Source organism: Scandinavium manionii, assembly GCF_024764775.1.
GTDB classification, from domain to species: domain Bacteria; phylum Pseudomonadota; class Gammaproteobacteria; order Enterobacterales; family Enterobacteriaceae; genus Scandinavium; species Scandinavium manionii.
In genome coordinates this window covers 111051-130594 of sequence record NZ_JALIGC010000033.1, presented here as the reverse complement: position 1 = coordinate 130594, position 19544 = coordinate 111051, and the positions used below count along the sequence as shown (strand labels likewise).

The following is a 19544-nucleotide window of genomic DNA, read 5'->3' as shown; positions in this document are numbered from 1 at the left end:
AAGGACTTCCGAGAGTCATAAAAATAAATAGTGACGCGCTTCGCAACCTTAAATTCGTATAATTAATAAACTGGTACGATAAGTTAAGATGTTGTTAATAACTTGTTTATTGACAGGGGTTGTGATGACGACGAATTCTCATTTCAGAGGTGATCCATTGAAAAAGGTTTGGCTTAACCGCTATCCCGCCGATGTTCCGGCGGAGATTGATCCTGACCGTTATCAATCCCTGGTAGATTTGTTCGAACAGGCGACAACCCGCTACGCAGACCAGCCCGCGTTTATTAACATGGGTGAGGTGATGACGTTCCGTAAGCTCGAAGAGCGCAGTCGCGCCTTCGCCGCGTATCTCCAGCAGGGCCTGGGCCTGCAAAAGGGCGACCGTGTCGCACTGATGATGCCTAACCTGTTGCAGTACCCGGTGGCATTGTTCGGCATATTGCGTGCGGGGATGATTGTGGTCAACGTCAACCCACTGTATACGCCGCGCGAGCTGGAGCACCAGCTCAACGACAGCGGTGCCAGCGCGATTGTGATTGTCTCCAACTTTGCCCACACGCTGGAAAAAGTTGTCGAGAAAACCCAAGTGAAGCACGTAATCCTCACCCGCATGGGCGATCAGCTTTCTACCGCCAAAGGCACATTGGTTAACTTTGTCGTCAAATATGTCAAACGTCTGGTGCCGAAATACCATCTGCCGGATGCGCTCTCTTTCCGCAGCGCATTACAGCAGGGTTACCGGATGCAATACATCAAACCGGTTGTGGTGTCAGACGATTTAGCCTTCCTGCAATATACTGGCGGCACTACTGGCGTTGCCAAAGGCGCGATGCTAACCCACCGCAACATGCTGGCGAACCTGGCCCAGGTACACGCCACTTACGGGCCGCTGTTCCGGCCGGGCAAAGAAGTGGTGGTCACCGCGCTGCCGCTGTATCACATTTTCGCACTGACCATGAACTGTCTGCTGTTTATTGAACTCGGCGGCCAGAACCTGCTGATAACCAACCCGCGTGATATTCCGGGGCTGGTAAAAGAGCTGGCGAAATATCCGTTCACCGCCATGACCGGGGTAAATACCTTGTTCAACGCGCTACTGAACAATAAAGAGTTCCAGCAGCTGGATTTCTCCACCATGCGCCTGTCGGCGGGCGGTGGGATGCCAGTGCAACAAGCGGTTGCCGAACGCTGGGTCAAACTCACCGGGCGTTATTTGCTGGAAGGTTACGGCCTGACCGAATGTGCGCCGCTGGTGAGCGTGAACCCACACGACATCGATTACCACAGCGGCAGCATTGGTCTGCCGGTGCCGTCCACAGAAGTGAAGCTGGTGGATGACGATAACAACGAAGTCGCACCGGGTGAACCGGGCGAGCTGTGCGTAAAAGGCCCGCAGGTGATGCTCGGCTATTGGCAGCGCCCCGACGGCACCGATGAAATCATCAAAGACGGCTGGCTGTACACCGGTGATATCGCGGTAATGGACGAAGAGGGCTTTCTGCGCATTGTCGATCGTAAGAAAGACATGATTCTGGTCTCTGGTTTTAACGTCTATCCGAATGAAATCGAGGACGTGGTGATGCAGCATTCTGGCGTACAGGAAGTGGCTGCGGTCGGCGTGCCGTCCGGCAGCAGCGGCGAAGCGGTCAAAATCTTCGTGGTCAAAAAAGACCCGTCGTTGACCGATGAAGCGCTGATTACCTTCTGTCGTCGCCACCTGACCGGTTACAAGGTGCCGAAGCTGGTGGAGTTCCGCACTGAGCTGCCGAAATCGAACGTCGGAAAGATTTTGCGACGAGAACTACGTGACGAAGCGCGCGGTAAAGGCGACAATAAAGCCTGAACTACGCGTGAGTCGCCTCCAGACGCCGGTTAAGCCGGCGTTTTTTATGGGCGCAAACCATAGAGAATACAGATTGAATTATCAGATGATCACCGAGGACGCTGCGCTCAAGGCCGCCTGTGATGCGGCCCGCAACGCTCATGCCATTGCGCTGGACACCGAATTTGTCCGCACCCGAACCTATTACCCGCAGCTTGGCCTGATCCAGATGTTCGATGGCGAAACGGTGGTGCTGATTGACCCACTAACCATCACCGACTGGCGTCCATTCAAAGAGCTGATGCTCGACAAAAATGTCACCAAATATTTGCACGCGGGCAGCGAAGATCTCGAAGTGTTTCTCAACACCTTCGGCAAGCTGCCTGAGCCGCTCATCGACACGCAAATTCTGGCGGCGTTTTGCGGTCGTCCAATGTCATGGGGCTTTGCGGCGATGGTCGAGGAATACACCGGCATTGCGCTCGATAAGAGCGAATCCCGCACTGACTGGCTGGCGCGCCCGTTGACAGAACGTCAGTGTGACTATGCGGCGGCTGACGTCTGGTATTTGCTGCCGATCGCCATCAAACTGCTGGCAGAAACTGATTCCAGTGGCTGGCTGCCTGCGGCGTTAGACGAGTGCCGCCTGATGCAGCAGCGCCGTCAGGAAGTGGTTGACCCGGCAGAAGCCTGGCGCGATATCACCAATGCCTGGCAGCTGCGTACGCGCCAGTTAGCCTGCCTGAAGCTGTTGGCGGACTGGCGTCTGCGTAAAGCGCGCGATCGCAACATGGCGGTGAATTTCGTGGTGCGTGAAGAACATTTGTGGGCCGTGGCGCGTTATATGCCGGGCAGCATGGGTGAACTCGACAGCCTTGGACTTTCGGGCAGCGAGATCCGTTTCCACGGTAAAACGCTGGTGAGCCTGGTTGAAAAAGCCAAAGAGCTACCTGAAGACGCACTGCCGGAGCCGCTGCTGAACCTGATGGATATGCCGGGCTACCGCACGCTGTTCAAAGAGATTAAAGCCCTGGTGCAGGAAGTGAGCAAAGAGAAGGGCGTCAGCGTCGAGCTTATGGCGTCTCGTCGTCAGATTAACCAACTGCTGAACTGGCACTGGCAGTTGAAACCGCAGAACGGATTACCTGAGCTGGTGTCCGGCTGGCGTGGCGAAATGATGACTGAAAGTCTGAAACCGCTGCTGGAAAAGCACCCACGCGCATAACGCCTATGCCCCCTCCCATGGCGGGAGAGGGCATCAGCCGATGTAAAACCGAAATCGAACCCAATAAAAAACCCCGAATTTCGGGGTTTTCTTTTTTACCGCATCGTACTTACGATTTCGATTCTTCCGCTTCTGGCAGCGTCACGTTGAGCTCAAGTATCGAGATATCCCCATCTTTTTGCTCAAGCTGTACCGTCACCATTTCGGGATCGATCTGAATGTATTTGCAGATAACATCAAGAATATCCTTCCTGAGCTGCGGCAAATAATGTGGTTCAGCGTCACTGCGGCGACGTTCCGCAACAATAATCTGTAAACGTTCTTTCGCGATGTTGGCGGTGTTCTTTTTTCGTGAGAGAAAAAAGTCGAGTAATGCCATAACTTATCCTCCGAACAGGCGTTTGAGGAAACCTTTCTTCTCTTCTTCGATGAAGCGGAAAGGACGTTCTTCTCCCAGCAGACGATCTACCGTGTCGGCGTAGGCTTTGCCCGCGTCGGCTTCGGCATCCAGAATAACCGGTTCCCCCTGGTTTGAGGCGCGAAGTACTGACTGATCCTCCGGGATCACGCCAACCAGTTTAATGCGCAGAATTTCCAGCACATCTTCCATGCTAAGCATGTCGCCTCTGCTGACGCGGCCCGGATTGTAACGGGTCAACAGAAGATGTTCTTTAATTGGGTCTTCACCTTTCTCCGCACGGCGAGATTTCGACGCCAGAATACCGAGAATACGGTCGGAGTCACGTACGGACGAGACTTCCGGGTTAGTGGTGATAACCGCTTCGTCAGCGAAGTACAGCGCCATCAGCGCACCGGTTTCGATACCCGCCGGGGAATCGCAGACGATGAAGTCGAAGTCCATCTTCTTCAGCTCATCCAGCACTTTTTCAACACCCTCGTAGGTCAGGGCGTCTTTGTCGCGGGTCTGAGAAGCCGGAAGAATATAGAGATTTTCGGTACGCTTATCTTTAATCAGTGCCTGATTAAGCGTGGCATCGCCCTGAATCACGTTCACGAAATCGTAAACCACACGGCGTTCGCAGCCCATGATTAAGTCAAGGTTACGCAGGCCGATGTCAAAATCGATAACGACAGTTTTCTTTCCCTTCTGGGCCAAACCAGTAGCGATGGCCGCGCTGGAGGTGGTCTTGCCAACGCCCCCTTTACCCGAAGTCACAACAATAATGCGTGCCATAAAAATTCCTTGTTAAAAGGGATTAGTTTAACGGTTCAATTGTCAAAGCGGCGTCGTCCAGTCTCAGACGCACCGCTTTGCCATAATATTCGGCGGTGATGTTCTCACTCAGCCAGTATTCCCCTGCGATAGACACCAGTTCTGCCGCAAGATGGGTACAAAATATTTGTGCCTCTCTGTCGCCACTGGCACCTGCCAGCGCACGTCCACGCATCATGCCATAGATGTGAATGTTCCCGTCGGCGATGAGTTCAGCGCCCGCACTCACATGACTTGTGACAATCAGATCACAGTTTGGTGCATAAATGCGCTGACCGGAACGAACCGGCGTATCAATCAATCGCGTTTTTGTGACAGGGGTAACAATTGGAGAGGGAACAGGGGCTTCGACAGGGGCGACACGGGTGGCTTTCTCTTTCCCTTCAGTCAGTAAGGGAATGCCCGCGCGGTCGATCTCCGCTTTTAATTCCGGATTTTTACAGCCGCTTACGCCCATGATGCGTAAACCGGTGGAAGCAATTGCCTGCTGCAGCGGTTTCCATTGGGTGACCTCAGCCAGACTGCTGATATTCACCACCACCGGAGCGTGTCGCAAAAAAGCAGGAGCCTGGGCGATTTTGTCTTCTAACGCCTGACGAATAACCTCGGGTTTTGCCTCGTGCAAATGAACCACTGATAACGTGAAGCTACTGCCTTTAAGTTCGATTGGCGTGTTTGACATCCTGGCCTTACTCAATTTTCAATTTATCGGCCGCACAGCTGCGGTGATATTCCGAAGACTACAGGGCATGTTATAGTCACTAATATAGAGAGGCAAGTCGCCGCAGTCTAATTCAGAGTAAAAGTCATGTTTTGTGTTGTCTATAAAAGTACCAAGCGCGATCAAACTTACTTATATGTCGAAAAAAAGGACGATTTCTCCCGGGTACCGGAAGAATTAATGAAGGGATTTGGTCAGCCGCAACTTGCAATGATTCTCCCCCTGGATGGGCGTAAAAAACTGGTCAATGCCGACCTGGAAAAGGTCAAGCAGGCCTTAGTCGACCAAGGCTATTATCTGCAAATCCCCCCTCCGCCGGAAAATTTACTCAAGCAACATCTCCAGGCGAGCGGGAAACAATAACGCAACGACAGGAGCAGGCATGTATCAACATCATAACTGGCAGGGCGCGCTACTGGATTACCCGGTCAGTAAAGTGGTTTGTGTAGGCAGTAATTACGCGAAGCATATTCAGGAAATGGGCAGTGCCACGCCGGAAGAGCCGGTACTGTTTATTAAGCCCGAAACCGCGCTGTGCGATATCCGCCAGCCGCTGGTGTTACCGGAAGGGCTGGGTTCTGTGCATCATGAAGTTGAACTGGCTGTGCTGATTGGCGGCACGCTGCGTCAGGCGACTGAAGAACACGTATTGAAAGCGATTGCCGGTTATGGCGTAGCGCTGGATCTCACGCTGCGTGACCTTCAGGGCAAGATGAAGAAAGCAGGGCAGCCGTGGGAAAAAGCGAAAGGGTTTGATAATTCCTGCCCAATTTCCGGATTTATTCCGGCGAGCGAATTCCACAGTGACCCGCAAAACACGCCGCTGGGCCTGAAAATTAACGGTGAAGTTCGCCAGCAGGGCACAACGGCTGACATGATCCACAAAATTGTGCCGCTGATTGCCTACATGAGCCGCTTCTTCACCCTGAAAAGCGGTGACGTTATCCTGACCGGCACGCCGGAAGGCGTTGGCCCATTGAACAGTGGTGATGAGCTGGACGTTTCCTTTAACGGTAATTCCCTCACGACCCGCGTGCTGTAAGCATCAATTGCCGCCCCTCTCGGGCGGCAAAACTTGCATCCGTCTGCCAGACTGGTTATAAGGTGCACCCTGGTTTTCAATGGCGGACATTCCTATGAGCGACACACCCTTCTGGCAAAGCAAAACTCTCGAGCAAATGACCGACGTCGAGTGGGAGTCTTTGTGCGATGGCTGCGGTCAATGCTGTCTGCATAAGTTGATGGATGAAGACAGTGATGAAATCTACTTTACTAACGTCGCCTGTCGCCAGCTGAACATCAAAACCTGCCAGTGTCGCAACTACGAGCGTCGTTTCGAATATGAAGCGGATTGCATCAAACTGACCCGCGATAATCTGCCGACCTTTGAGTGGCTGCCGCACACCTGCGCGTATCGACTGTTGGCGGAAGGTAAACCGTTGCCGACGTGGCACCCGCTGTTGACGGGGTCAAAAGCGGCGATGCACGGTGAACGTATTTCGGTGCGCCATATTGCGGTGCAAGAATCGGAAGTGCGCGACTGGGAAGATCATATTCTGAATCACCCAAATCGCGGCTAACCATCAGAATATGAAAACGCCACCCGCAGAGATGCTGGCGGCGTTTTTTTGTGGGTATCAGAAAAGTACCGAGTAATTCAGGCCAAAGGTACGACCGCGGCCTTTGTAGGTGTACAAACCCGGTGCGCCATAGGTTGGGCTGTACAGTCCCGGAGCGCGCTGGCCCCACACGGTGGTGTACTCCTCATCCAGCAGGTTTTCCACGCTGAAGCTGACTTTCCCGACAGGCAGGGTGTAGCTCCCGATGAAATCGACGGTGTTGTAGCCGTCAATTTTATTGCCGTCGTTGTCCGATACGTCAAACGTCTGGGTGCTCTGCACGCGTAAACCCCAGTCTCCCGGCGCCCAGTTTACCCATGCGCTCACCTTCGACGGGCTGGCGCTGTCTACCGTCAGTTTCTCCCATTTGCCGTTTTCACGGGTTTCCGACTTGATGGCGTTAAAGTTCGAACCGAGACTCCAGTCGCTGGCGGTGAAGAAGTAATCCACCTGACCTTCCACGCCATAAATCCGACGCTTGTCGTCCTCAAGGCTAATGGTCATGTCGGATTTATTGATGTTGATGGTTTTATCGGACAGCGAGTAATAGGCCGCGACCTGAGTGCGTAGGTTGTCGCCGGTCAAACGCCAGCCCAGCTCGTACGCGTTGACTTTAATGCCGTCGAGCGTCGAATCATTGACGTTCACGCTGTTGTTCAGGCGGTAATGGCCGTCAACCAGCGTGTAATTCCCGGAGCCGTAATACTTCGCCAGGTCAGGGATTTCAAAGCCCTGAGAGAAGTTAAACCACAGCTGCTGGCGTTCGGTGAGATGACCGAGGATCCCGGCGTTGAACAGCAGGTTGTTGTAGTCCGTTTTGCCGCCCGGCACCGCATCCGCTGAGGTGGCTTTCCCGTTAGCGATCGCCTGTTGCTGCGTGTAGCCGATAAAGTCATCGACCTTGTTTTCAGTGTACTGATAACGCATACCGCCGGTTAACGTGATGGCGCTAATGTCATAGCTCGCCTGCAGGAACGGCGCGAGATTAGTGATGCTGTAACCTGGATAACGGCCGACATTATAGGCGTTTTCGAGCGTCATACCGCCGCTGGCTGCGGCTTTGTCGAGATCGAAGAACTGCTGGTTTGCGTTAAACGATTCATGATCGACATCGACGCCCCAGGTCAGATTCAGGTCATCCATCGGCTTGCTGTTCAGCGTGAGCTTCCCGCCGTAAAAATCGGTTTTTTGCTGGGACGCGCCAATGCTGGTGACGGTGCCTTTGCTCAGCGTCGGGAAGGGGTAAAACGTCAGGCTTTCGTCGCGATAGTAAATTTGTGCCACCAGATCCTGACCCCAGACGTCGGTATTAGAGTACTGCAGGTTAATCAGATGGCGTTCCGTGCCCGGCAGGCGATCGGAATCAAGATTGCTCTTGTTATATGCGTCAGCGTCACCGGTTACCGCCGAGAAGTTATCTCCGAGGAAAAGGCCGTGTTTACCGTCGGACTGGCTCTTGTAATACTGCGTCGTCAGCTGGAGTTGCTGGTGGTCATCAATGTTAATCGTACCGGTGCCCATGATGTCCAGACGGTCGGAATACTGCAGGCCGGTTTGGGTGTTATCGATAATCACCTCATCGCCATTTCCGTCATACCAGCCGCCATAACGCTGATATGCCACGGACAGACGACCGGAGGCGTTATCGTTGCCGCCGCTCACCGCTGCCGCGATATTTTCGTCATGATCGTTATGGCTGTTAAACCCACTTTTCCCACCGGCCTGGAATTCCACTTCAGTTTCCGGCTGGCCTTTTTTGGTGACGATATTAATCAACCCGCCGGTGCTGCCGCCGCCGTACAGCGAAGTGGCGCCGGAAATGACTTCGATGCGCGAAATGTTGAACGGATCGATGGAATCCAGCTGACGGCTGTCGCTGCGGGAAGAGTTCAGGCGCACGCCATCCACCATCACCATCATCGAGCGCCCGCGCATATTCATGCCGTAGTTGGTGCGCCCCTGGCTGCTGACGTCCATACCCGGGATCAGCTGCGCCAGCACCTCTTTCAACTCTTTGCCGCCCTGAACCTGCTGCTCAATGTCCGCTTGTTCAATGACCCACGTGGTTTGTGCCATATCAGCAACGGTGTGATTGGCCCGGCTGGCGGACACCACCAGCGTGTCTTCCTTTTGCGTTTCAGCCCAGGCCGAGGCGGAAAGCATGGCCAGTAAACAAGGGTTCAACATCCAAAGAGTGCTGCGCTTCATTGTTATCAATTTCCCAGTAGTCGTAACAGAAGGTAAGAATGTGTCAATATTGATAATAGTTATCGTTATGATATTCATTCTGTTTACACTGGCAACTCATTTTGTCATATTTGTTTTCATTATCTCTATGATTTACCCACACTTTGTGGCGGTATTCCGTGCGCAGTCAGTCAGCGCCGGAATGCCGTTTTCCCTCGACAGGAGCCGGAACATGGCCGCGGGCTATCGTATTTTTAACGTCGTTTTAGCGAGACGGATTCAGGTTTCACCCTCTCTTTTGCGCTGCGTGTTTACCGGGCCTGAAGTGGCGCAGATGAAACATGAATCGCCGGATCAACGCATCAAACTGCTCTTCGCCGAAGACGGGGAAGACACGGCCTCCATGGCGGTGAGCGACACCTGGTATCAGGATTATCTGGCACTGCCGAAAGCGAAACGCCCGGTAATGCGCACCTACACGCTGCGCGAACTGCGGGTGGATGCGCAGGAAGTGGACGTGGAATTCGTGCTGCACGGTGACGGCGGGCCGGCTTCGCGATGGGCAACGCACGCCAGGCCGGGTGATGCGCTGCAAATGGTGGCCCCGAATGGTGCCTCTGACGAGAACAGCGGCGGGTATGAATGGCTGGATAACGATAGCGTGCGCCAGGCACTGCTGATTGCCGACGAAACGGCGCTGCCTGCGGCAATGGGGATTCTGGAACAGCTGGCGAAAAAAACGAATCCGCCGCGCGTGCAGGCCTTTTTCACCGTACCGCATGAGGCTGATTTTCAGCTGCAGGATTTCCCTTTCGCCGACGTACACTGGCTGGCGCGCGACAGGCAGGACGATTTACTGAGTGTGGTAGAGCGCGAGGTGACGATCCCGGCGTATGCGTTGGCGCGAGAGCAGTCGACGGAAGAGAACAGTCTGGATGGAGAGTTGCTGTGGGAAAGGGCGCGCGAGGCCGCGGGCTTTCAGGCCTGGGTGGCGGCAGAATCAACGCTGGTGAAAAACCTGCGTCGCAGCCTGATTGAGAAACAGCAGCTCAACAGGGACTGCGCGAGCTTTATGGCATACTGGGCGCAGGGAAGGGCTTAAGGATGTGGTGCCGCCTGATGCCTTCGTCCTGATCCGCTCCTGCAGGGAGAGTGAGCAAGCATTAAAAACGGCAACCGAGGTTGCCGTTTTACGTCTATCTTCCTGAACCACTTTGCTTTTACCTACCGAAGAGGTCGCGTTTTTTCGGTTTGACTGGCTGGGCAATCAACACCAGCAGACCGATGACCAGGAAGACCACAAAAATCCCTACCAGCCACTGTGGCATTTCCAGAGTCAGGAATGACCACTGACGTTCGGCACAATCGCCAGACGCAACAAACACCTGCGGCAACCACTTATCCAGCGGCAACCAGCTCGGGAAGCGAGCGGCAAAGTCGCAGGTCTGGAACGGGGACGGATGCAGCTGGATCATGGTGTGTTCCCACGCCAGCTGAACGCCACGCCAGGCGCTGTAAATCCAAATCAGAATACCGGCATAACGCAGCGGTGATTTCGGGGCAATGGCACCGACAATACCTGCACCCATCACGCCGAACAGCGCAGAACGCTCATAGATACACAGTACGCATGGCTTCAGCAGCATCACGTGCTGGAACCACAGCGCGACCATCTCCAGCGCAAAAGCGGCCAACGCCAGCAGTAACCACGCTCCGCGACCGCGTGAGCACTGGTTTAAAAATCGCAACATAATCATTTCCCTGGAACATGCTAAGACACCGCAGTGTAAACGAAAACATTTACCGCGCCACTATGCAGGCGTGAATAATTACGTAAAAGGGAATGAATCGCCCGGAAAAGGTTCCGGGCATTAATCGGAGGACGTTTAATGGACAGGCAAAGGGGCGCTCATCAGCCAGCCTTTGGCGGTCATCCACTCGGTATAAGGCATCAGTGTCAGCTCCACGCACAGCAGGCCAACAATCGTCAGCACGATGGTGTACGGCAGCGCCATCCATACCATCCGACCATACGAGAGGCGAATCAGCGGTGCGAGGGCAGACGTCAGCAGGAACAGGAATGCCGCCTGGCCGTTCGGTGTCGCCACCGATGGCAGATTGGTGCCGGTGTTAATTGCTACCGCCAGCATTTGAAACTGCGGCAGAGAAATCGCCCCGTGCTCCAGCGCGGATTTCGCCTCGTTGATATACACCGTGCCGACAAACACGTTATCGGAAATTGACGAGAGCAAGCCATTGAACAGATAAAACAGCGACAGCTGCGCGTGCGGAGACGCCTGCAGTACATAGCTGATAATCGGTGCAAACAGATGCTGGTCGATAATCACCGCCACCACGGCGAAGAATACTGTCAGCAGCGCGGTAAACGGCAGCGCTTCGGTAAACGCTTTGCCGATGGCATGTTCATCGGTGACGCCGGTGAGGGAGGTGGCAAAGATGATAACCGTCAGGCCAATCAGCCCCACTTCCGCCAGATGCAGCGCCAGCGCGATAACCAACCAGAGGCCGATAACGCCCTGAATCACCAGTTTGAGCGTTTCCTGACGCGTTCGCTGCTCACTGCTTTTCACGTCAAAATCTTTCAGCACGGCGCGAACGCTGGTCGGCAGCTGTTCGCCGTAGCCAAACAGTTTGAATTTTTCGACCAGCAGGCAGGTCAATAACCCGCAGAACAACACCGGCAGCGTGACCGGCAGCATACGCAGGAAGAACTCGCCAAAATGCCAGCCTACTGCTTTGGCGATGATCAGGTTTTGCGGCTCGCCGACCATCGTCATCACGCCACCCAGCGCCGTACCCACTCCGGCGTGCATCATCAGGCTGCGCAGGAAACTGCGGAACTGCTCGAGCACTTCTTTATTGTGGATGTCGATATGGCTGTCATCGAGCATGTCGCTCTCGGTCGGACGCGAAGATGCGACCCGATGATAAATGCCGTAGAACCCGACCGCGACGCTGATGATCACCGCCACGACCGTCAACGCATCCAGGAACGCCGATAAAAATGCGGCGGCAAGGCAGAAGGCTATCGAAAGCAGCATCTTGCTTTGAATTGTCAGCAACAGGCGGGTGAAAATGAACAGCAGCAGTTGCTTCATAAAATAGATGCCCGCGACCATGAAAATCAGCAGCAACAGCACTTCGAGGTTGCTGGCAATTTCTTCACGCACATGCTCGGCGCTGGTCATGCCAATCATCACGGCTTCGATCGCCAGCAGGCCGCCAGGAAGCAGAGGATAGCATTTCAGCGCCATCGCCAGAGTGAAGATAAACTCCGCCACCAGTAACCAACCCGCGATAAACGGATCAATGAAGAAGACGACAGGGTTGATAACCAAAAACAGCAAGAGGGTCAGTTTGTACCAGTCCGGTGACTGACCGAGAAAGTTGCGCCACAGCGCACGAGAGGTTGATATATCCACGACAGATTTCCGATCCCGTCAAAAGTAAGCCATTTACTGAAGGTGAATCTCGAAGTATCCGCTCTGAAGCCGCTGCAAGCAAGCAAAGCCGGGGTGAACTAAATTTTTAAAATAAAACAGCGATCCCCTTTTAATTATGGAGATGCGCTATCTGCCCCTTATCGGCTCTGGTATGATGAGTTCAATATTAGCAACGCTGTGTAATGGAAATCTCACTATGGTCATTAAGGCGCAGAGCCCGGCGGGTTTCGCGGAAGAGTACATCATTGAAAGTATCTGGAATAACCGATTTGCCCCAGGCACTATTCTCCCCGCAGAGCGTGAGCTTTCTGAATTGATCGGTGTCACACGCACCACCCTTCGCGAAGTATTACAGCGTCTGGCTCGCGACGGCTGGTTGACCATTCAGCATGGTAAACCGACCAAAGTGAACAATTTCTGGGAAACTTCGGGCTTAAACATTCTCGAAACGCTGGCGCGTCTGGATCATGACCGCGTGCCACAGCTGATCGACAATCTGCTCTCTGTGCGTACCAACATCGCGACCATCTTTATCCGCACCGCGTTCCGTCAGCATCCTGAAGATGCGCTGAAAGTGCTGGCTACCGCCCGCGAAGTGGAAGACCACGCCGATGCGTTTGCTGAACTCGATTACAGCATATTCCGCGGTCTGGCGTTTGCCTCCGGCAACCCGATTTATGGCCTGATCCTCAATGGCATGAAAGGGCTGTATACCCGCATTGGTCGTCACTATTTTGCCAATCCGGAAGCGCGCAGTCTGGCGCTGGGCTTCTACCATCAGCTGACGAAAGTGTGTGAGCAGGGCGATCACGAACAGGTTTATGAAACCGTGCGTCGTTACGGCCACGAGTCCGGCCTGGTCTGGCATAAAATGCAGAAAACACTGCCGGGTGATTTGGCCATTCACGGCCGCTAAGCTAATCACAGCGCAGTCAGTAAAAAGCCGGGTGAAAACCCGGCTTTTTACTGTGCTGACAAAGAAGGAAAAAGCGTGGTTTTTCCTTCTTTGTGGTTATCAGCCGAAAATCAATGAATTGATTTTCCTTGTTTTTTATCTGGTGCGATCGGTTCGACTTTCAAACGTTTTAGGTTTGTCATCAGTCAGAAAAGCCGGGTGAAAACCCGGCTTTTGCATTTATGTCACAGGAGATTTTGTCGCGGCGGGCAGCGTTCCAGCAGCTCTACACTGCCATCGGCATTCTGCTGCTCCAGATGTACGTCAAAGCCCCACAGGCGATGCACGTGTTTAAGCACTTCCCGACGGCCCATATCCAGCGGCGCACGGTTATGCGGCACATAGCGCAGTGTCAGAGAGCGGTCCCCGCGCAGATCCACGTTCCACACCTGGATATTTGGCTCCAGATTGCTCAGGTTGTACTGGGACGACAGCCGGTTACGAATTTCCCGATAGCCTTCCTCATTGTGGATCGCCGCAATTTCCAGATAGTTATTATGGTCGTCATCGAGCACGGTAAACAGGCGGAAATCACGCATCACTTTCGGCGACAGGAACTGGCTGATGAAGCTCTCATCTTTAAAGTCGCGCATCGCAAAATGCAGCGTCTCAAGCCAGTCGGAGCCAGCGATGTCCGGGAACCAATATTTATCCTCTTCCGTCGGCGTCTGGCAAATACGTTTGATGTCCTGGAACATCGCAAAACCGAGCGCATACGGGTTAATGCCGCTGTACCACGGGCTGTTATATGGCGGCTGGAACACCACGTTGGTGTGGCTGTGTAAAAACTCCAGCATAAACCGCTCGGTCACTTTCCCTTCGTCATACAGATGATTCAGGATGGTGTAGTGCCAGAATGTCGCCCAGCCTTCGTTCATCACCTGAGTCTGTTTCTGCGGATAAAAATACTGGCTGACCTTACGCACAATGCGCAGGATCTCACGCTGCCAGGATTCGAGCAGTGGCGCATTTTTTTCCATAAAGTAGAGCAGATTTTCCTGCGCTTCGGACGGATAACGCCGGGCCTCTGCCACGGTTTTCTCTTCTTCTTTCTTCGGCAGGGTACGCCACAGGGTATTCACCTGGCTTTGCAGATATTCCTCGCGGCTTTTCTGTCGCGCCTTCTCTTCCTGTAGCGAAATTTTCTGTGGACGTTTGTAGCGGTCGACGCCGTAGTTCATCAGCGCATGGCAGGAATCGAGCAGTTTTTCTACCTCGTCCACGCCATAGCGCTCTTCACATTCGGTAATGTATTTACGCGCGAAAATCAGGTAATCGACAATCGAACTGGCGTCGGTCCAGCTGCGGAACAGGTAGTTATTTTTGAAGAAAGAGTTATGCCCATAGCATGCGTGCGCCATGACCAGCGCCTGCATGGTCATGGTGTTCTCTTCCATCAGATAGGCGATACACGGGTTGGAGTTAATGACGATTTCGTATGCCAGCCCCTGTTGACCGTGTTTGTAGAGCCGCTCGGTTTCAATGAACTTTTTGCCAAACGACCAGTGGGTATAGTTGATAGGCATCCCGACGCTGGAATAGGCATCCATCATCTGTTCGGAGGTAATGACTTCGATTTGATGAGGATAAGTGTCGAGCCGGTAAAGCTTCGCCACCCGGTCTATTTCCGCCAACCAGGTCTCCAGCAGTTCGAAGGTCCAGTCGGGTCCATCGCTCAGACGTGTGGTGTCCTTATTCATGGAGTCAATCGTAGCCATTAGCGCGCCCTCATTGTTGGCGGCCCTCTCTGTGTGGAGAGCCTCACTATCAAGAATAGAACACCGCCGCCTGAACGCGCGAACAGCAAATATTTTTCTTCGATATTTCCCTGCGTCAACGGCGACAAAACTTCTAACTATCAGAATATTATTCTGACGAAAATAACGCCGCAGCAGGAGATTTCAAATCCGCGCATACCTTTCTGGTACGGGTATGTGTGAGGTAAGTCACCATAAAAAAAGCGTATGTTGAATAATATTTTCGTCTGGGTTATCAATTTGTAATCAGAAGATTGTTCTTTTACGAATCTGGAGTCGCTATGCGAGTGGTTATCCTCGGAAGTGGGGTAGTGGGCGTGGCCAGCGCCTGGTATTTGCGTCAGGCTGGACATGATGTGACCGTCATCGATCGGGAGCCGGGCCCGGCGCTGGAAACCAGTGCCGCCAACGCCGGACAAATTTCCCCCGGTTACGCCGCGCCGTGGGCCGCGCCAGGCGTGCCGCTGAAGGCGATTAAATGGATGTTCCAGCGCCACGCGCCGTTGGCTATCAGCCTCGACGGCACATCGACCCAGCTGAAATGGATGTGGCAGATGCTGCGCAACTGCGACACCCGCCACTACATGGAAAACAAAGGCCGCATGGTGCGGCTGGCGGAATACAGCCGCGACTGCCTGATGGCGCTGCGCGACAGCACGGGCATCGAATACGAAGGCCGTCAGGGCGGCACGCTGCAACTTTTCCGCACCGAACAGCAGTATGAAAACGCTACCCGCGACATCGCCGTGCTACAGGATGCTGGCGTGCCATATCAACTGCTGGAAGCCAACCGTCTGGCGGACGTGGAGCCTGCACTGGCAGAAGTGGCGCATAAACTTACCGGTGGCCTGCGCTTGCCGAATGACGAAACCGGCGACTGCCAGCTTTTCACCCAGCGTCTGGCGAAAATGGCGGAAGAGGCGGGCGTGGTGTTCCGCTACAACACGCCAGTTGACCGACTGCTGTCGGAAGGCGACCAGATTTACGGCGTGAAGTGCGGCGATGAAGTCATCAAGGCCGATGCATACGTGATGGCGTTTGGGTCGTATTCCACCTCCATGCTGAAAGGCATCGTCGATATTCCGGTTTATCCGCTGAAAGGCTACTCGCTGACTATTCCGGTCAAAGAGGATGATGGCGCCCCGGTATCGACTATTCTTGATGAAACATACAAAATTGCGATAACACGATTCGATAACCGGATCCGTGTCGGCGGCATGGCAGAGATTGTCGGCTTCAACACCGAACTGCTGCGTGCCCGGCGTGAGACGCTGGAAATGGTCGTCCGTGACCTGTTCCCGCGCGGGGGGCACGTTGAACAGGCCACCTTCTGGACCGGGCTGCGACCCATGACGCCGGACGGAACGCCGATTGTGGGACGCACACCGTATAAAAATTTATGGCTGAACACCGGACACGGCACGCTGGGCTGGACCATGGCCTGCGGCTCCGGTCAGCTACTGAGCGATCTGCTTTCTGGGCGCACGCCTGCAATTGGGTACGAGGATTTGGGCGTGGCCCGCTATCAGTCAGGTTATACGCCTTCGCGCCCTCAGCATTTGCACGGCGCGCATAATTAAGGAGCCGTTATGTCACGTCCCGTTGTAGCCAGCCTCGATTTAAAGGCGCTGCGGCAGAACCTTGTAGTGGTGCGATCTGCGGCACCGGAGTCCCGCGTCTGGTCGGTGGTGAAAGCTAACGGCTACGGTCATGGAGTTGAACGAATCTGGAGTGCGTTAAACGATACGGATGGTTTTGCGCTACTCAATCTGGAAGAGGCTGTCCTGCTGCGCGAACGCGGCTGGAAAGGGCCGATTCTGATGCTGGAAGGCTTTTTCCACGCTGACGATTTACCGCTGTATGACCAATACCGACTCACTACAACCGTGCACAGCAACTGGCAGCTGAAAGCGCTGCAAAACGCAAAGCTGAACGCACCGCTGGATGTCTACGTCAAAGTGAACAGCGGCATGAACCGCCTCGGGTTTACGCCTGATAAGGTGCACACCGTCTGGCAGCAGCTGCGTGCGATGAGCAATATCAGCGACATGACGCTGATGTCTCACTTTGCCGATGCGGAAAATCCCGACGGCATCATCGAGGCAATGGAAAAGATAGAACAGGCTGCAGAAGGGCTCGAGTGTCCACGTTCGCTTGCCAACTCTGCTGCCACGCTGTGGCACCCGGAGGCGCATTTCGACTGGGTTCGTCCGGGAATTGTGCTTTACGGCGCGTCACCTTCCGGGAAATGGCAGGACATTGCCAACAGTGGACTGAAACCGGTGATGACCCTGAGTAGCGAGATTATTGCGGTGCAGAATCTTAAAGCGGGCGACACCGTGGGCTATGGGCGTTTGTACAAAGCCCGACAAGAGCAGCGTATCGGCATTGTGGCCTGTGGCTATGCCGATGGGTATCCGCGTAATGCGCCAGACGGCACGCCGGTGCTGGTGGACGGTGTTCGCACCACAACGGTAGGTCGGGTATCGATGGATATGCTGGCGGTGGATTTAACGCCGTGCCCGCAGGCCGGGATTGGCACACCGGTCGAACTGTGGGGTAAAGAGATTAAAATCGACGACGTGGCGAGCTGTTGCGACACCGTGGGCTACGAGTTGATGTGTGCGCTGGCGCTTCGCGTACCGGTTGTGATTGAGTGAGATTTTTTTGCCCGGCGGCGTACGCTTGCCGGGTCTACAAAATCCTGGCACGTCGGCCCGGTCGCACCATTGTATAAACAACAAAATCCTGCCACGTAGGTCCGGAAAACGAAGTGCCACCGGGCACCAGACCGCACTTACTCCACTTCTTCTTCCGCCACTCGAACACCCACTTTCAGCACCGCGTTGTCTTCTTTCTCTGCCACGGTCCAGACCATCCCGGCAAACTCCACCTGGTCACCGACCACCGGTGCCGCGCCTAACAGGTGCTGCACAATCTCGCCCAACGACTGCTGGTTATTGCGGTATTCTTCCCCGCCGTCGAGTCCGTAAACCATCGCCACGTCGGCAAACTTCGCGCTGGCCTCAAGAATAAAGTCACCGAAGAAACGCTGATCCAACGCCACCGGCGGCGACTGGCTGAACAGTTTGCCCAGCAACGGTAAATCCCGCTCGCGGCCAATCACGCACAGCACATCGCCTTCATGCAAACGGGTACTGCCCGTCGGGTGCAGCAGCACATTGTCCCGGAACAGCGCGGCAATACGGGTATCGCGCGGCATATGCAAATCCCGAAGCGCAGCACCAACGCACCATTTATCGGCGCTGAGCTGATAAACAAACTGCTCCCATGGATTTTCCGGGTGAATATCTAACCCTACACGCGACACCGGCCAGCCGACCGGAGGCACCACCACTTTGGCTTTTCTGGCCGCCCAGGAGAGCGATGTCCCCTGCAACAACAGCGAAATCAGCACCACGAAGAAGGCTACGTTAAAGAACAATCGCGCGTTTTCCAGCCCGGCCATCATCGGGAAAACCGCGAGGATGATGGGTACCGCACCGCGCAGACCGACCCAGCTGATAAACACGCGCTCGCGCAAATTAAAACCGCGAAACGGCAGCAGGCCAATAAACACCGATAACGGACGTGCGAAGAAAATCATCCCGGCAGAGAGCAGCAGCGCCGGAATCGCGATAGGCAGCAGGTCGGACGGCGTCACCAGCAGGCCGAGCACCAGGAACATGCCAATTTGTGCCAGCCACGCCAGACCATCAAAGTTCTGCAAAATTGCGTAACGGTTGCGAATCGGACGGTTGCCGAGCAGAAAACCACACAGGTACACCGCCAGAATGCCGCTGCCGTCGAGCGTTGTCGTTACCGCGAAAATCATGATCCCGCCGCTCAACGCCAACAGCGGATAAAGCCCGGCAGGCAGGGAAATGCGGTTGATCATCTGCAGCACAAGGTAGCCGCCGCCGAGGCCAATCAGAATACCCAGCCCAAACTGCTGAATGATGTGCACCGCGAACATCCAGCTCAGCCCGGTTTCGTGCTGCTGGATCATTTCAATCAGGGTGATGGTGAGGAACACCGCCATCGGGTCATTGCTGCCGGATTCAATTTCCAGCGTCGAGCCGACACGTTCGTTCAGCCCTTTACCGCCAAGCAGAGAGAACACCGCTGCCGCATCCGTCGAGCCAACAATGGCGCCAATCAGCATGCCTTCAATCAAATCGAGGTGAAACAGCCACGCGGCCATCAGTCCGGTGAGTCCGGAGGTGATAAGCACGCCGACCGTCGCCAGTGACAGCGCCGGGCCGAGTGCTACGCGAAACGAACTCGCCTGAGTGCGCATCCCGCCATCAAGCAGGATAACCGCCAGTGCGAGGTTACTGATCATGTACGCGAAGGGGTAATTATCAAACGGAATGCCGCCAATGCCATCGATACCGGCAAGCATGCCGATAGCAAGGAAGATCACCAGAATCGGGATACCGAGTCGTGAAGAAAAGGAACTGAGTAAAATACTGAAGGTGACCAGCACCGACCCCAGAATAAACAGACTGATTATTGCCCCGGCATCCAACGTTCACGTACTCCCTATATCGCGTGACT

17 protein-coding genes and 1 pseudogene are annotated in these 19544 nt (G+C 54.5%); 10 read left to right on the top strand and 8 right to left on the bottom strand.

Annotation, left to right across the window (positions count from 1 at the left end; all coding sequences use genetic code 11):
* Positions 1-157 precede the first annotated feature (157 nt).
* Entirely contained in the window at positions 158-1843 is a 1686-nt protein-coding gene (fadD, locus tag MUU51_RS04540) for a long-chain-fatty-acid--CoA ligase FadD (RefSeq protein WP_159776065.1), read from the top strand.
* Between the two features lie 85 nt (positions 1844-1928).
* Positions 1929-3047, top strand: coding sequence for a ribonuclease D (rnd, locus tag MUU51_RS04535; RefSeq protein WP_258967206.1), 1119 nt, complete (start codon positions 1929-1931; stop codon positions 3045-3047).
* A 109-nt stretch (positions 3048-3156) separates the two neighbouring features.
* On the opposite strand, the gene minE is transcribed toward rnd, so the two are convergent.
* From minE to minC, 3 genes are read right to left on the bottom strand one after another with little or no spacing between them, the layout of a single operon-like run.
* Positions 3157-3426, bottom strand: coding sequence for a cell division topological specificity factor MinE (minE, locus tag MUU51_RS04530; protein WP_110512271.1), 270 nt, complete (start codon positions 3424-3426; stop codon positions 3157-3159).
* A 3-nt stretch (positions 3427-3429) separates the two neighbouring features.
* Complete coding sequence (minD, locus tag MUU51_RS04525; protein ID WP_110512272.1) at positions 3430-4242, bottom strand: septum site-determining protein MinD; 813 nt, start codon at positions 4240-4242, stop codon at positions 3430-3432.
* A gap of 22 nt (positions 4243-4264) precedes the next feature.
* Positions 4265-4963 carry a septum site-determining protein MinC gene (gene minC, locus MUU51_RS04520; protein WP_159776061.1) on the bottom strand — a complete coding sequence of 233 codons (699 nt, stop codon included), beginning with the start codon at positions 4961-4963 and terminating at the stop codon, positions 4265-4267.
* A 126-nt stretch (positions 4964-5089) separates the two neighbouring features.
* On the opposite strand from minC, the gene MUU51_RS04515 reads away from it, so the two are divergent.
* The 3 genes from MUU51_RS04515 (at position 5090) to ycgN (ending at position 6582) form a co-directional block, all read left to right on the top strand.
* A complete protein-coding gene (locus MUU51_RS04515; protein WP_159776059.1) occupies positions 5090-5365 on the top strand; it encodes a YcgL domain-containing protein in 276 nt (91 codons plus the stop codon).
* A gap of 19 nt (positions 5366-5384) precedes the next feature.
* The gene (locus tag MUU51_RS04510; RefSeq protein WP_159776057.1) at positions 5385-6044 is read left to right on the top strand and encodes a fumarylacetoacetate hydrolase family protein; all 660 of its coding nucleotides are present in this window, start codon (positions 5385-5387) and stop codon (positions 6042-6044) included.
* 94 nt (positions 6045-6138) lie between these two features.
* Positions 6139-6582: a cysteine cluster protein YcgN gene (gene ycgN, locus MUU51_RS04505; RefSeq protein WP_168713814.1), complete on the top strand. Its 444-nt coding sequence runs from the start codon at positions 6139-6141 to the stop codon at positions 6580-6582.
* A gap of 57 nt (positions 6583-6639) precedes the next feature.
* Here ycgN and MUU51_RS04500 read toward each other — a convergent pair whose 3' ends face one another.
* Complete coding sequence (locus MUU51_RS04500; RefSeq protein ID WP_258967205.1) at positions 6640-8829, bottom strand: TonB-dependent siderophore receptor; 2190 nt, start codon at positions 8827-8829, stop codon at positions 6640-6642.
* 211 nt (positions 8830-9040) lie between these two features.
* Between MUU51_RS04500 and MUU51_RS04495 the strand changes: the two genes are divergently transcribed.
* Complete coding sequence (locus MUU51_RS04495; protein WP_258967235.1) at positions 9041-9910, top strand: siderophore-interacting protein; 870 nt, start codon at positions 9041-9043, stop codon at positions 9908-9910.
* 118 nt (positions 9911-10028) lie between these two features.
* Here MUU51_RS04495 and dsbB read toward each other — a convergent pair whose 3' ends face one another.
* Entirely contained in the window at positions 10029-10559 is a 531-nt protein-coding gene (gene dsbB / locus MUU51_RS04490) for a disulfide bond formation protein DsbB (protein WP_159776052.1), read from the bottom strand.
* Between the two features lie 135 nt (positions 10560-10694).
* Positions 10695-12251 (bottom strand): sodium/proton antiporter NhaB, encoded by a 1557-nt coding sequence (nhaB, locus tag MUU51_RS04485; protein WP_159776050.1) that lies wholly within the window; start codon positions 12249-12251, stop codon positions 10695-10697.
* Positions 12252-12468: 217 nt separating this feature from the next.
* Between nhaB and fadR the strand changes: the two genes are divergently transcribed.
* Positions 12469-13188, top strand: a complete 720-nt coding sequence (gene fadR / locus MUU51_RS04480; RefSeq protein ID WP_110512281.1) for a fatty acid metabolism transcriptional regulator FadR — start codon at positions 12469-12471, stop codon at positions 13186-13188.
* Between the two features lie 224 nt (positions 13189-13412).
* On the opposite strand, the gene MUU51_RS04475 is transcribed toward fadR, so the two are convergent.
* A complete protein-coding gene (locus MUU51_RS04475; protein WP_159776048.1) occupies positions 13413-14945 on the bottom strand; it encodes a SpoVR family protein in 1533 nt (510 codons plus the stop codon).
* Positions 14946-15265: 320 nt separating this feature from the next.
* Here MUU51_RS04475 and MUU51_RS04470 point away from each other — a divergent pair, with 320 nt between their 5' ends.
* From MUU51_RS04470 to MUU51_RS22240, 3 genes are all read left to right on the top strand, one after another.
* A complete protein-coding gene (locus MUU51_RS04470) occupies positions 15266-16564 on the top strand; it encodes a D-amino acid dehydrogenase (protein ID WP_159776046.1) in 1299 nt (432 codons plus the stop codon).
* A 9-nt stretch (positions 16565-16573) separates the two neighbouring features.
* Positions 16574-17644 (top strand): catabolic alanine racemase DadX, encoded by a 1071-nt coding sequence (gene dadX, locus MUU51_RS04465; RefSeq protein ID WP_258967204.1) that lies wholly within the window; start codon positions 16574-16576, stop codon positions 17642-17644.
* A gap of 113 nt (positions 17645-17757) precedes the next feature.
* Positions 17758-17907 (top strand): hypothetical protein, encoded by a 150-nt coding sequence (locus tag MUU51_RS22240; RefSeq protein WP_445326609.1) that lies wholly within the window; start codon positions 17758-17760, stop codon positions 17905-17907.
* Here the strand turns inward: MUU51_RS22240 and MUU51_RS04460 are convergent.
* A pseudogene (locus MUU51_RS04460) lies at positions 17848-19515 on the bottom strand (potassium/proton antiporter); the annotation flags it as partial. The gene MUU51_RS22240 and the pseudogene MUU51_RS04460 sit on opposite strands and share 60 nt — an antisense overlap.
* Between the last annotated feature and the right edge of the window lie 29 nt (positions 19516-19544).